We start from the raw sequence: 13202 nt of genomic DNA, 5'->3' as shown, positions 1-13202 counted from the left end.
GTTTACTGCTTGAGATCTTTGTTGTTTTGCTGATTCTCAGCCTTCTGCAGACGCCTGTCGCTGACTGGCTCGCCACGGGATTGAACCTTTGTAACTCAGGGCCCTTTAACCCCCTGCTCCGCCCCTATGCTTCCGCCAGCGGTCCCCTCTTTGGGGCCCCAGCTTCAGTGCAGACAAGGGGTTTCGACTCCTTTGCCGTACTGACGCCCGAACTCTGATTCCCTGTGGATCCGTATTCGGGGCCCCGATTGGCTTCGGCCCGTCGGAGGGGTGGCCCACCACCTCGAAACCCGTCCCTCGAGGAACGACTCGATGACCATCAGCCCACCTGAGCGTGGGAGTGACGCGAAGAGCCAGGTCGAGAAGGTTGACAATCCAGCAACCTTCGAGCTGTTCGGCAAACCCGGACATTTCGACCGCGCCCTCGCGAAAGGTCCCAAAACCACCACTTGGGTTTGGAACCTTCACGCCAACGCTCACGACTTCGACGCTCACACGAGCGACCTTCAAGAGGTCTCTCGGCGGATCTTTTCCGCACACTTCGGCCACTTGGCCGTCATCTTCATCTGGCTCAGCGGTGCCTTCTTTCATGGCGCCCGCTTCTCCAACTATTCCGGTTGGCTTGCTGACCCCACCCATGTGAAGCCAAGCGCCCAGCAGGTCTGGGCCATCTTTGGCCAAGAAATCCTCAACGGAGACATGGGTGCCGGTTTCCAAGGCATCCAAATCACTTCAGGCCTCTTCCAGATGTGGCGGGCCTGGGGCATCACCAGTGAAACCCAGCTCATGGCTCTGGCCATCGGTGCCCTGGTGATGGCCGGCCTCATGCTCAACGCCGGTGTTTTCCACTACCACAAGGCTGCGCCGAAGCTGGAGTGGTTCCAGAACGTTGAGTCGATGCTGAACCACCACCTGGCAGGCCTGCTGGGTCTCGGTTCACTGTCATGGGCTGGTCACGTCATCCATGTGTCGGCTCCCGTCACCAAGTTGATGGATGCCATCGATGCCGGCCAACCGCTGGTTCTGAATGGCAAGACCATCGCTTCGGCTGCAGACATTCCGCTGCCCCACGAGTTCTTCAATCAGGACCTGCTGGCTCAGCTGTATCCCGGCTTCAGCGCTGGTGTCGGTGCCTTTTTCTCCGGCAACTGGGCTGCTTACAGCGATTTCCTCACCTTTAAAGGTGGCTTGAATCCTGTGACAGGAAGCCTCTGGATGACCGACATCGCCCACCACCATGTGGCGATCGCCGTGATGTTCATCGTTGCCGGTCACATGTACCGGACCAACTGGGGCATCGGCCACTCCATCAAGGAGATCCACGAAGGTCAGAAGGGCGATCCCCTGCTGTTCCCTGCCACCAATGGTCACGACGGTCTCTATGACTTCATGACCACCTCCTGGCATGCGCAGCTGGCGGTCAACCTGGCTATCGGCGGTTCGGTGAGCATCATCGTTGCTCAGCACATGTACGCGATGCCTCCGTATCCGTACCAAGCGATCGACTACCCCACCCAGATCGGGCTCTTCACCCATCACATCTGGATCGGTGGTTTCCTGATTGTTGGTGCAGGTGCTCACGCCGCCATCGCCATGGTTCGCGATTACGACCCCGCCAAGCACATCGACAACGTGCTGGATCGGGTGCTCAAGGCTCGCGACGCAATCATCAGCCACCTCAACTGGGTCTGCATCTGGCTCGGAGCCCACAGCTTCGGCCTCTACGTCCACAACGACACCATGCGTGCCCTGGGTCGTCCCCAGGACATGTTCAGCGATTCGGCGATTTCCATTCAGCCGATCTTTGCTCAGTGGATTCAGAACGTGCACGCCGCAGCTGCAGGCAGCACGGCTCCAAACGCCCTCGCGGGTGTGAGTGAAGTGTTCAACGGTTCCGTTGTCGCCGTTGGCGGCAAGGTTGCCGCTGCTCCCATGCCGCTCGGCACCGCCGACTTCATGGTTCACCACATTCACGCTTTCACGATTCACGTGACGGTGCTGATCCTGCTGAAAGGTGTCTTGTACGCCCGTAGCTCCCGCCTCATCCCTGATAAGGCCAACCTGGGCTTCCGCTTCTCCTGCGACGGTCCTGGTCGTGGTGGCACCTGCCAGGTCTCCGCTTGGGACCACGTGTTCCTGGGCTTGTTCTGGATGTACAACTCCCTGTCAATCGTGATCTTCCACTTCTCCTGGAAGATGCAGAGCGACATCTGGGGAACGGTGAATGCAGACGGTTCCGTCGCGCACATCACCAATGGCAACTTTGCCCAAAGTGCCATCACCATCAATGGCTGGCTGCGTGACTTCCTGTGGGCTCAGGCCGTTCAGGTGATCAACAGCTATGGCTCGAATACAGCTGCCTACGGAATCATGTTCCTCGGCGCTCACTTCGTGTTCGCCTTCAGTCTGATGTTCCTCTTCAGTGGCCGCGGCTACTGGCAGGAGCTGATCGAGTCCATCGTTTGGGCTCACAACAAGCTGAAGGTGGCTCCCGCCATCCAGCCCCGTGCCCTTTCCATCATCCAAGGCCGTGCCGTGGGTGTTGCCCATTACCTCTTGGGCGGAATTGCGACCACGTGGGCCTTCTTCCACGCCCACATTCTTGTGGTCGGCTGACCTCACCTGACCTCTCCCTCTAATGGCAACGAAATTCCCTTCGTTCAGCCAGGGTCTGGCCCAGGACCCGACAACCCGCCGTATTTGGTACGGGATCGCCACGGCTCACGACTTCGAGAGCCATGACGGAATGACGGAGGAGCGCCTCTATCAGAAGCTCTTCTCCACCCATTTCGGTCACCTTGCGATCATCGGCCTGTGGGTTTCGGGAAACCTGTTCCACATCGCCTGGCAGGGCAACTTCGAGCAGTGGGTCGCCGACCCCCTGCACGTGCGCCCCATCGCTCACGCAATTTGGGATCCCCACTTCGGTCAAGGCGCCATTGACGCCTTCACCCAAGCGGGTGCTTCCTCCCCGGTGAACATCGCCTACTCAGGCCTGTATCACTGGTTCTACACAATCGGCATGACGACGAATGCCGAGCTGTACCAGGGTTCCATCTTCATGATGATCCTGTCGGCTTGGGCCCTCTTCGCCGGCTGGTTGCACTTGCAGCCCAAGTTCCGTCCTTCCCTGGCCTGGTTCAAAAACGCTGAATCGCGTCTGAACCACCACCTCGCTGTCCTCTTCGGCTTCAGCTCCATCGCTTGGACCGGTCACCTGGTTCACGTTGCGATCCCCGAAGCTCGCGGTCAGCACGTTGGTTGGGACAACTTCCTCAACGTTCTGCCTCACCCCGCCGGTCTTGGACCCTTCTTCACCGGCAACTGGGGTGTGTATGCCGAAAACCCCGATTCTCTGAATCAGGTCTTCGGTAGCTCTGAAGGTGCAGGCACCGCCATCCTCACCTTCCTTGGTGGCTTCCACCCTCAGACAGAAGCTCTCTGGCTGACGGACATCGCCCACCACCACCTGGCCATCGGTTGCCTCTTCGTGATCGCCGGCCACATGTACCGGACCAACTTCGGTATCGGTCACTCCATCAAGGAGATCCTCGAAACCCACAACCCCCCGAAGGGCACCCCTGGTGACCTCGGCGCTGGCCACAAGGGTCTCTACGACACCATCAACAACAGCCTGCACTTCCAGCTTGGTCTGGCTCTCGCCTCCCTCGGCGTGGTCACCAGCCTCGTGGCGCAGCACATGTACTCGATGCCGTCGTATGCCTTCATCGCGAAGGACTACACAACCCAGGCAGCCCTGTACACCCACCACCAGTACATCGCCATCGCGCTGATGTGTGGTGCCTTTGCCCACGGTGCGATCTTCTTCATCCGTGACTACGACCCCGAAGCCAATAAGGACAACGTCCTGGCTCGGATGCTCGAGCACAAGGAAGCGATCATCAGCCACCTGAGTTGGGTCTCCCTGTTCCTCGGTTTCCACACCCTCGGCCTCTACGTCCACAACGATGTGGTCGTTGCCTTCGGTACCCCCGAGAAGCAGATCCTGGTTGAGCCCGTGTTCGCCCAGTTCGTTCAGGCCGCCTCTGGTAAGGCCATGTACGGAATGGACGTGCTGCTTTCCAACGCTTCCAGCTCCGCCAGCCTTGCGTCCCAGAACATTCCTGGCGACCACTACTGGCTGGATGCCATCAATGGCAACACCGATGTGTTCCTGCCCATCGGACCTGGTGACTTCCTGGTTCACCACGCCATTGCTCTGGGTCTGCACACCACCACCTTGATCCTTGTGAAGGGTGCTCTGGATGCCCGCGGCTCCAAGCTGATGCCAGACAAGAAGGATTTCGGTTACTCCTTCCCCTGCGACGGCCCCGGCCGTGGCGGCACCTGCGACATCTCAGCCTGGGACGCCTTCTATCTGGCTGTCTTCTGGGCTTTGAACACCGTGGGTTGGCTGACCTTCTACTGGCACTGGAAGCACCTGGCCATTTGGTCCGGCAACGTGGCCCAGTTCAACGAATCCAGCACCTACCTGATGGGCTGGTTCCGCGACTACCTGTGGCTCAACTCCTCCCAGTTGATCAACGGCTATAACCCGTTCGGCAGCAACAACCTTGCCGTCTGGGCTTGGATGTTCCTCTTCGGACACCTGGTTTGGGCCACCGGCTTCATGTTCCTGATCTCCTGGCGGGGTTACTGGCAGGAACTGATCGAGACCATTGTCTGGGCTCACCAGCGCAGCCCCATCGCCAACATGATGGGTTACCGCGACAAGCCTGTGGCGCTGTCCATCGTTCAGGCCCGTGTCGTCGGCTTGGCTCACTTCACGGTTGGCTATGTCTTGACATACGCCGCCTTCCTGATTGCCTCGACTTCAGGGAAATTCGGTTAATTCCTTCCTGAATTAATCCGCGACGAGTCGTTCCTCGTTCCAAATGTCCTCACTCGGTTCGCCGGGTGGGGATTTTTGTTGTGTGGATGTCATTCGGTTGGGATCTGGTTATTTATTAAGTCTGCTTAGTTGTTGTTGGCTAAGTTGTGCCAAATCGTTTTTTGCTTGAAGCTGACTCTTCAAAAAGCGCCCTCACCTGCTTTGTTGCCCTGTTGCGACCGTTTGTTCAACAGTGCCGAAGAGTGTGCGCATTTGTGGAGACGGCTTGGCTGGGATTACAACGTTGTTCAGGCCTCTGAGGGGCCCCTTCATGGGCGTCTGAGGGTTGATCATCAGAATGGAATCTTGCTTGTTTCGATGCAGGCCAACCAAGCGTTATTGATTGAGGGAACACGTCACCCTCGCTGGTTGTCATTCACGATTGAACATACTGATAACTACAGCGATCACCGTCATTTCGGTGAGGCATTGGCTCCGAATGCTTTGTCGGGTTTTAACATCAAAATGAAGGAGTCCTTGCTTAAAACATCTGCAGGTGGCAATCGCATTGGAGCTGTCCTTGTCGATCGCAGTCGCATTGATGTCTGGTCTGAGCTGATGGGTGCGGCTGAGATCTTTGATCGAATGGAGCGCAACAACACGGCCATTCTTTCCCCTGCGGCTCATCGCAAGTTGCGGCAGTTGATGGTGCTTCCCCCTTGGCAGGGTATGGATGTGCCACATCCTTTCCAGGCTGATCTATTGGAGGCGCAGCTCATCGAGTCTCTTTCGTCGAAGAATTCGACTCTTCTGCGGCCTGTGGTGAAAACCCATCACAGTGATCTCGTGCAGGAGTTGGTTCGTTATTCCTTTCGATCGAGTACGACGCCCATCTCTTTGAGTTCGGTGTGTCAGACGCTGTTCACCACCAAGACAACACTCACAGTGAGTTGTCGTGAAATGTTTGGTTGTGGACCGATTGCCTTGATGCGTCGTATTCGTTTGCAGCAAGTGCGCGACGTTCTGGCTAACCCTGACCTGAGGCAACAACTGGGGTGTCATACCGTTCAGCAGGTAGCCGTTCATTTTGGCTTTGTGAGTCGAAATCACTTCGCCAGTGCCTATCGAGAGCTGTTTGGTGAGGCACCGCGCACCACTTTGTTGGCTTCCCATTGAACGCTCACGCGAACTTGTGTTGAGTCATTCACGTCTCCTCGGCCTTCGTGCTGTTTAGCCTCAGCCGCTGGATTGGATCGAGCTGTCGTGGATGAGTGGGAGCTTCTGCTGCGCAACGTTGGTGAATGGCGCGGCTGGTTCGACAGCATGGATTCGACGCTGCAACGCACCAAACGTCAGCCCTCTCTGTTGACGCTCCAGCCTGCTCCTTCCGGCATTCCCCTTCATCTGACGCTGCTGCTCTGGCCTGAAGGAGAGGAATCGAGCGCTTCCCACCAGCCGCCCGCCGGCGAGCCTGTAAAACGCATCGTTCAAAGTTTCATGCGCCTGGATCCCGATATGGGGGTCTTCGGCACCGGCAGCTTTTCGAGGGGAACGCTTTATCGCTCCAATTGGACCAAGCTTTATGCCGAGTTCGGGTTCCTGCACGGCGAACGCCGTCACCGCCTGGTTCTGCTCTGGGATGGTGCGGGGCAATTGGATCGGATCGTGTTGATCCGTGAGTTCCTTGCCGGAACCTCTGCAGTGGAATGTCCACCCTTGGAGGCGGATCAGCTGATCGGCGACTGGCGTTGCGACCTCCCTTCGCTTGGAGAGAACATGCGTTTCGCAGCAGGCGATCTTGATCGCTGGATTTTTTTGCCGGATGGAGGAGCCTTCCTGGCGCCTGTGCAGATTGATCCTCACCAGCCCTTCAACATCGAAGCGCTTTGGTTGTCGAGTTCGACGCGCCTTGAGCGCATTTCACGTCGTTATTCAGAACACGGCGCCCTGACGTCGGTAGACCATCAACTGCTGACCCGTTGAGGCTTTGCGGGCTACGGGGTGTTGCTCAAGTCAGCCCGGCCCCTGTTGCTGAAAGCAATGTCGAGCGTGCGCAGGTAGGTGTGCAGTCCGGCATCCTGAATCGGCAGCACGTAGGCGTCGGCGCCGGATTCGTTGTGGTGCGAGTGCCAGTAGCCCGGTGGGGTCACGAAGGCTGCACCGGCCACCCAGTCTTCCCGGTGCCCATTGCGGATCATCCCGTTCTCGTCCAGCTCGGTGCCGATCATCGTGTAGCAACCCGGTTGGCAGGCCACCGCAAAATCAAGGGCGATCGACTGGTGTCGGTGGGGGCGCTGCACCTGGCCTGCGGGGAGAATGCCCAACATGGCCCAGAGAGTGTGGGTGACGGTGCGCGTCTGAGGGAACGCGTTGTTTCCCAACAGCACACTCACGCGGTTGGCGTTGGCTCCGCGCGGATTGCTGGCGATGGCATCCAGCTGCGCGCGAGCATCCTGATGGCTGTAGAAGCAGGGTTCGAACACCGGTTTCACGGTGCTCACGCCCAGATAACGAAGCAGGGGGGCATCGTGCACCCAGTAGAGGCCGGCGCAGGCCTCGCTGCTGTGGATGGCTTCCCCGCCAGCCGGAAGCACGAACGTATCTCCTTCGCTCCAGTGAAAAACCTGACCACAGGCTTCGGTTTGCCCATGGCCTCGGGCCACGAAGAACAGCTGACTGGTCGCATCCGCATGGGTGCGTAGGGACCCCTGATCAAGCCGAATGAAATTGCCGCAGAGGGATGGGCCCGTTGCCGGGCCTTCGCAATGCAAGTCGGCACTCAAATCGAGAGTTTGCAGGGCCGTTCCGGCTTCATCAAAAAAATTGGCCGAAAAACTGCGGTAGGGGATTGTGCTGATCAGCCCCTGCTGCAGAGGATTGGCCGCTGAGGCGTAGTCGAAGAACTGCGCCTGGGAACTGGTTGCCGTCGTCGCTCGTGGGGTGATGGTCATCGTTCCCTCCAGCAGCAGAACCATTGGATCGAGATCGCACCCTACGCGGTGGGCATGCGATCGCGTTTCAGCATCAAATAAACGGCAGGGACGGCAAACAGGGACAGCAACGAGGCCACCAACAGTCCGCTGAAGACCACGGTGCCAATGCTGATCCTGCTGGCGGCTCCCGTGCCCTGGGCGAACAGAAGGGGCAGGAAACCCGCCAAGGATGTGACAGCTGTCAGCAGGATCGGGCGCATCCGGTTCACGGCCGCGTCCACAACGGCTTCGCGCAGGGCCAGGCCTGCCGCAATCCGTTGGTTGGCGAATTCCACGATCAAAATTCCGTTCTTGGCCGCCAGGCTCACCAGCACCAGAAGTCCCATCTGGCCGTAAACATCCAGTGGAAGGCCCCGCAATTTCAAGCCAATCAGAGCTCCGAGCAGGGCCATCGGCACCGTGAGCAGGATGATCAACGGGTCAACGAAACTCTCGTAGAGAGCGGCCAGCAGCAGATAGACCACCGTCACTCCGAGAGCGAACAGCACCCAGGTCACCTGCCCAGCCCGTTGTTCTTCCAACGCCAGGCCCGTGAAGGCCAGGCTGATGTTGCTGCCTCCGATGCGATCACCGGCCTGGGTCAGGGCTTCGATGGCTTCACCGCTGCTGACCGTTGGCGCGGGGATGGCTGTGATCCGAATCGCCCGGTTGAGTCCGAAGTGGCGAATATTGTTGACGCCCTCCTCGCGGGTCAAGCTGGCCACGCTTGCTACGGACACCAGCTCACCGCTGCGGTTGCGCACCATCAGACCCGTGAGATCTTCCGGCCGACGTCGCTCGCTGCCATCCAGCTGCAGAACAATGGAGCGGATTCGACCGTCGTCGTAGGTGTCATCGATGTAGCGGCCGCCGAAGGCAGTGCCGATTTCTCGCAGCGTTGCGCCGTAGTCGAGGTCGAGAGCGGCCAGTTGGTCGCGGTCGAGCTCAAGCCGCCAGCGGGGAAAACTGGCATCAAAGCGGGTGCTTACCCGTTCAAATCGGTCTGTCGCCTTGGCCGTCTGGATGAAGTCCTGGGCGACTTGGCCGAATTGCTCAAGGCTGAGTTGCCCTCCGCTGCGGTCAAGCAGTTCCAGCGAGAGTCCTGATTCACTGCTGAAGCCCCGCACGGCTGGCGGGGTGATCAGCACGACCCTGGCATCACCAACCCGTTGTTGAACCTCTCGGCTAAGACGGCGTTTGATGGCATTGCTGCTCTGCTCTTTGCCAGGTCGATCCTTGAGTGGCTGAAGGCGCAGGTAAAACGATCCACGGTCTTCTCCGCTCTGGCCGAAGGAGCTGCCGGCATAAAAGTTGCCGGTGCGCACCAGCGGCTCTTCGCTGACGACGCGTCGGATGTCGTCCATCACGGCCACGCTGCGCTCGAGGCTGGCGCCGTCGGGAAGGGTGAAGTAGCCGCGGATCTGGCCTTGGTCGTCATTGGGGATGAACGCTGTCGGCATCACCGCCAATCCGGAGGCCGTAATGACAAGGCCGCTCAGCAGCAGAAGGGCGATGAGTCGCTTGCGCTGCAGCCAGTGCTCGAGCTGTTTCGCGTATAGGCCTTCCAGGGTTTGCATTCCCTGCCGAAGCCAGCGGCTGAGCTTCCCAATGGCCCCAGGAAGACGGCCGCCACCTGGGCCCAACACCCGGGCGCAGGCCATTGGGGTGAAGCTGAGCGCATTCAAGGTGGAGAACAGAATCGCTCCGCTGATGGCCAGGGCGATCGGTTGATAGAGGCGTCCGATCGATCCAGGAATGAGCAGCACGGGCAGGAACACGGCTGCCAGCACCAATGAGGTGGCCACAACGGCGGTCGCCAGCTCAGCCATGGCGTCTTCGGCCGCCTGTTCGGGGGGTGTGCCCCGTTCGATGCGTCCTGCGATGTCTTCGCTCACGACGATGGCGTCATCCACAACGATCCCGGTGGCCATCACCAGCCCAAACAGGATCAGGCTGTTGAGATTGGAACCGCTTAATTTCACCAGGCTGAGGCTTCCCACCAGCGCCACCGGAACGGCAAGCCCAGGGATCAGGGCGAGGCGCCATCGGCCCAGAAACAGCACCAGCACCACCAGCACCAGAAGCACGGCATCGCGCAAGGTGATGAAGGTGCGATCAAGGTTGGCCTGAACCGTGTCGGCCACATCCACGATCATGGAGAGCTCGATGCCCGGGGGAAAGCTCGCTTCCAACTGCTGCAGCTTGCGCTGAATCGCCCTGCTCGCCTCCAGGGCGTTGGCCCCATCGCGCTGGTAGACACCCACGGCCACGGAACGCTCGCCGGCCAAATTCATGGCCTCGCGTCCGTAATTGCGCTGTCCGAGTGCAACACGTCCCACATCCTTCAGGCGCAGCAGTCCGCCGTTGTCCAGCCGGCGCAAGACGAGATTCTCGAAATCCGATTGGCTGCGGAGTCGCCCTTCCGCCTCCACCGGAAGGCTCATCAATTGGCCCGATGGAACTGGGGCAGCTCCGATGCTGCCAACTGCAGCCAAAACGTTCTGTTCAGCCAGGGCACGGCTGACGTCGCCAAGAGTGAGGTTGGTCTGTTCGAGGCGTTGCTGATCCAACCAAAGGCGAAAGGAGAGTTCACTGCTGCCGAATACCTGCACATCGCCGATGCCTGGTGTGGTGAGCAGTGCGTCCCGCAGGGTCTGGTCCAGCCAGCCCGTGAGAAAGGTGGGGACGTACTGATCCGGTGGGTGGCTGAACCCCAAGATCATCAACAGGTCTTCCGAGGAGCGCCGCACTTGGAGCCCCTGGCGCGTCACGGCCTGGGGCAGCCGGCGGCTGGCCAGGTTCACTTCGTTCTGAACCTTGATCGCATTCAGCTCGGGATCACCCGCGTTGAAGCGCAACGAGATGCTGGCGCCGCCTTGCCTGCTGGTTGAGCTGATGCTTTCGACTCCTTCAAGGCCATTCAGCTGTTGTTCCAACACCCGGGTCACGCTTTGCTCCACCACCTCCGGTGAAGCCGCCGGGAAGCTGGCGCTCACACTCACGCGGGTGGGAGCGAGGGGCGGTAGATCCTCCAGCCCCAGGCCGAACAGCGCCGTGCAGCCGGCCAAAAGGATCAGCAGGCTGCAGACGACCGTAAGAACCGGCCGCCGAAGAAACGGCTGGGAGATCGACCGCACCGGGACGTCTCAAACGTGAATGAATCCTGCCAGGAAAAAACCCCCGGCTGACTGATCCCAGGCAACCGGGGGTTTAGTGATTTTGGTTTAGAAGTTTCGGTGAACGTCTTCAGCCGACGCTCCAGACACCAGCAGCGATCTTGAACAGGTCCTGAACGTGAACGGTGTTGCAGAGGAACCAGGCGAAAACGGCACCGCCGCAACCACCGAGCCAGAACCCACTGGTGAAGTCAGCCCAACCGGTTCGGGTGAACAGGTCGGCGGGGGGATTCTCAACCGTCACATCTGCAGGGGGGATGTTGGGTTGCTTGCCGGGCTGGTTGTAGAGCAGGAACAGCAGGCTGAGGATGTGCACGGCGCCAATGGCTGCCAGCAGTCCAGCGGTTTGCTGGTACTCCGTGGCACGCAGGGGGCCGCAGATGGTGAAGGGGCCGTAAAGCAGATAACCGAAGGCTGCACCGGTTTCCAGACCACGGAAGTTCGGGGAAATCCCGGGGCGGTATAGGGGCAGGTTGTTGATCAGGCCCTTGATGAAATAGCCGCTGTTGACGGGTGTCGCAAGGTTGCCGACGCAGGGATCAGCAGCAGGAGTGACGGTCATGAATTACGAGTGCTGAGGGGTTGAAACGGTCCGCAGGTCGCGGTCACTCGGCAGCGGTGATCACTCGACCAACAAGGACGATGAACACTGCGGGGAAAACGATTCCGGTGATGGGCACAAAAATCGCAGGCAGCCAGGCAGCAGCGAAATCTCCAGTCATGTCGAGGCCAAAAGCTTCGCAGCTACTGTAAGTAGGACCGTTCTGACGGCCTGCTTTAGGCCCCGACGGCGACATAAAAGTTCAATCCGCATGCAGAACGTTCTCCTCCCTGGTGCCGTCGTGCTGCTCACGGTGGTGCTCTGGTTGCGCAGGAAGCCGGTGAAGCCGATGCTCTCCAGCACGGATGCCAGCCGTGTCGCACAGATCAACCGTGCCCAGTTGGAGCTGGTGATTGAGTCTGCCGCTGATGGGGAATCCGCCGATGCTTCCCTGGCGTCCTGGACGTCACCGAACACTCCCCTCGAGCGTCTTGCCCTGGAGCGTCGCCTCAAGGCCGACATGGAGGCTGGCCCCGAGGAGCGTTTGCGCGCCGTTCGTGTGGCCGCCCGATGGGGGCACCGCTCGGTTTTACCCCTGCTGCGCCAAGCGCTGAGGGACAGCGATGCGCGTGTGGTGGAAGAAGCAGCAGCTGCGATCGAACCGTTTCGCGGTGCGTCAGCCGCTGCCCAGAACCCTCAGCCGGCTCGGCCGCCGCGCAACGTTTCTCGGATGCGATAAATCGGTCGATCCTGGCTTTCGTGGTACGTACGGATGAGCAGTTCGCCGAGAAGCCCGAAGCAGAACAGTTGAATCCCCGCCAAACCAAGCACCACCGCCAGGGTGAGCAGTGGGCGATTGGCAATGTCGCCTCCCATCACCTTGATCACGAAGAGATAGGTGCTGGTGACAAGGCTGGCGGCGATGGCCAGCAGTCCCCCGAAGCCGAACACGTACATCGGTCGGGTCAGAAAACGCTTCATGAACCAGACGGTGAGCAGATCCATCAGCACACGGAAGGTGCGATCGATCCCGTACTTGCTGCTGCCGAACTGACGCGCCCGGTGGTTCACTTTCACTTCGGTGATCCGTGCACCTTCGATGAAGGCCAGGGCGGGAAGAAAGCGATGCAGCTCTCCATAGAGCCGCATGTCTGCCAGTACCTCCCGTCGATAGGCCTTGAGGGAGCAGCCGTAGTCATGCAGCCGCACCCCGGTCACCCGGCCGATCAAGCGGTTGGCGATCCGGGAGGGAAGTTTGCGCTGGAGGGCAGCATCCTGGCGCTGATGGCGCCAGCCGCTCACGAGGTCATACCCCTCCCGCAATTTGACCAGCAGCATGGGGATGTCGGCTGGATCGTTTTGAAGATCCCCATCCAGGCTGACGATGACCTCTCCGCCAGCCACATCAAAACCAGCCGCCATGGCTGCGGTCTGGCCATAGTTCTTGCGCAGCAGCACGGCCACCACTTCGGGCACCTCTGCGCTGATCTCGGCCAGCACATTGGCGGTGCGGTCGCTGGACCCGTCGTCGACCAGGACCAGCTCAAATGTCTCGTCGGTTGGACGCAGTGCTGAAAGGAGCTGCTCAACCAGGTGGGGCAGGCTTTCCTCTTCGTTGTACAGCGGCACCACCACCGAGAGATTCAGGGGTGCACTCATGCCGGTCGCGCTGCGAGTCGCTC

At 59.8% G+C, this 13202-nt stretch carries 10 protein-coding genes; 5 read left to right on the top strand and 5 right to left on the bottom strand.

Features of this window, described 5'->3' with window-relative positions; translation table 11 throughout:
• The first annotated feature begins 312 nt into the window (after positions 1 to 312).
• From psaA to Q3Y53_RS11395, 4 genes are all read left to right on the top strand, one after another.
• Positions 313 to 2616, top strand: a complete 2304-nt coding sequence (gene psaA / locus Q3Y53_RS11410) for a photosystem I core protein PsaA (RefSeq protein WP_226425732.1) — start codon at positions 313 to 315, stop codon at positions 2614 to 2616.
• A 22-nt stretch (positions 2617 to 2638) separates the two neighbouring features.
• On the top strand, positions 2639 to 4852 hold the full coding sequence (gene psaB / locus Q3Y53_RS11405) for a photosystem I core protein PsaB (RefSeq protein ID WP_226425733.1): 2214 nt from the start codon (positions 2639 to 2641) through the stop codon (positions 4850 to 4852).
• Positions 4853 to 4981: 129 nt separating this feature from the next.
• The gene (locus Q3Y53_RS11400) at positions 4982 to 6007 is read left to right on the top strand and encodes a helix-turn-helix domain-containing protein (protein ID WP_303536109.1); all 1026 of its coding nucleotides are present in this window, start codon (positions 4982 to 4984) and stop codon (positions 6005 to 6007) included.
• A 72-nt stretch (positions 6008 to 6079) separates the two neighbouring features.
• Complete coding sequence (locus Q3Y53_RS11395; RefSeq protein WP_303536106.1) at positions 6080 to 6814, top strand: DUF3598 family protein; 735 nt, start codon at positions 6080 to 6082, stop codon at positions 6812 to 6814.
• Positions 6815 to 6825: 11 nt separating this feature from the next.
• Here the strand turns inward: Q3Y53_RS11395 and Q3Y53_RS11390 are convergent, their stop codons facing one another.
• From Q3Y53_RS11390 to Q3Y53_RS11375, 4 genes are all read right to left on the bottom strand, one after another.
• Complete coding sequence (locus Q3Y53_RS11390) at positions 6826 to 7782, bottom strand: cupin (RefSeq protein WP_303536103.1); 957 nt, start codon at positions 7780 to 7782, stop codon at positions 6826 to 6828.
• A gap of 41 nt (positions 7783 to 7823) precedes the next feature.
• Positions 7824 to 10940, bottom strand: a complete 3117-nt coding sequence (locus tag Q3Y53_RS11385) for an efflux RND transporter permease subunit (protein ID WP_303536100.1) — start codon at positions 10938 to 10940, stop codon at positions 7824 to 7826.
• Between the two features lie 109 nt (positions 10941 to 11049).
• Positions 11050 to 11541 carry a photosystem I reaction center protein subunit XI gene (locus Q3Y53_RS11380; RefSeq protein WP_186514617.1) on the bottom strand — a complete coding sequence of 164 codons (492 nt, stop codon included), beginning with the start codon at positions 11539 to 11541 and terminating at the stop codon, positions 11050 to 11052.
• A gap of 43 nt (positions 11542 to 11584) precedes the next feature.
• Entirely contained in the window at positions 11585 to 11701 is a 117-nt protein-coding gene (locus tag Q3Y53_RS11375; RefSeq protein WP_006851672.1) for a photosystem I reaction center subunit VIII, read from the bottom strand.
• 90 nt (positions 11702 to 11791) lie between these two features.
• Between Q3Y53_RS11375 and Q3Y53_RS11370 the strand changes: the two genes are divergently transcribed.
• On the top strand, positions 11792 to 12259 hold the full coding sequence (locus tag Q3Y53_RS11370) for a HEAT repeat domain-containing protein (RefSeq protein ID WP_303536092.1): 468 nt from the start codon (positions 11792 to 11794) through the stop codon (positions 12257 to 12259).
• Here the strand turns inward: Q3Y53_RS11370 and Q3Y53_RS11365 are convergent.
• On the bottom strand, positions 12217 to 13179 hold the full coding sequence (locus Q3Y53_RS11365; protein WP_226425742.1) for a glycosyltransferase family 2 protein: 963 nt from the start codon (positions 13177 to 13179) through the stop codon (positions 12217 to 12219). The two genes, Q3Y53_RS11370 and Q3Y53_RS11365, sit on opposite strands and share 43 nt — an antisense overlap.
• Positions 13180 to 13202 lie beyond the last annotated feature (23 nt).

The organism is Synechococcus sp. YX-04-1 (genome assembly GCF_030546365.1).
Lineage (GTDB): Bacteria > Cyanobacteriota > Cyanobacteriia > PCC-6307 > Cyanobiaceae > Parasynechococcus.
Note: the sequence above shows the minus strand (reverse complement) of the source record. Positions and strands in the feature narration are given on the sequence as shown.